The organism is Kitasatospora purpeofusca, from assembly GCF_000718025.1.
GTDB classification, from domain to species: domain Bacteria; phylum Actinomycetota; class Actinomycetes; order Streptomycetales; family Streptomycetaceae; genus Kitasatospora; species Kitasatospora purpeofusca.
In genome coordinates this window covers 1-303 of the sequence record NZ_JODS01000111.1, presented here as the reverse complement: position 1 = coordinate 303, position 303 = coordinate 1, and the positions used below count along the sequence as shown (strand labels likewise).

Here is a 303-nt window from a genome sequence, read left to right as displayed (position 1 = left end):
CCCACAGGGTCCCCCCTGCAGTACCATCGGCGCTGTGAGGCTTAGCTTCCGGGTTCGGAATGTAACCGGGCGTTTCCCTCACGCTATGACCACCGAAACCCTATCGGGTATTCAGCGAAACACACTTTTTAGTTGATAAGTGTTTCTTGTGTTCGCCGGCGATAGCTGTTCGCTACCCGGGAACCACACAGTGAACGCGAGCGTCTGAGGACAAGCCCTCGGCCTATTAGTACCGGTCAACTCCACCCCTCACAGGGCTTCCATATCCGGCCTATCAACCCAGTCGTCTACTGGGAGCCTTAC

Annotated in this window: 2 rRNA genes; both read right to left on the bottom strand. The window is 56.4% G+C overall.

The window, feature by feature from the left end:
* A 5S ribosomal RNA gene (gene rrf / locus IF01_RS44880) occupies window positions 1–97 on the bottom strand; the annotation flags it as partial.
* 109 nt (window positions 98–206) lie between these two features.
* A 23S ribosomal RNA gene (locus IF01_RS0140960) occupies window positions 207–303 on the bottom strand; the annotation flags it as partial.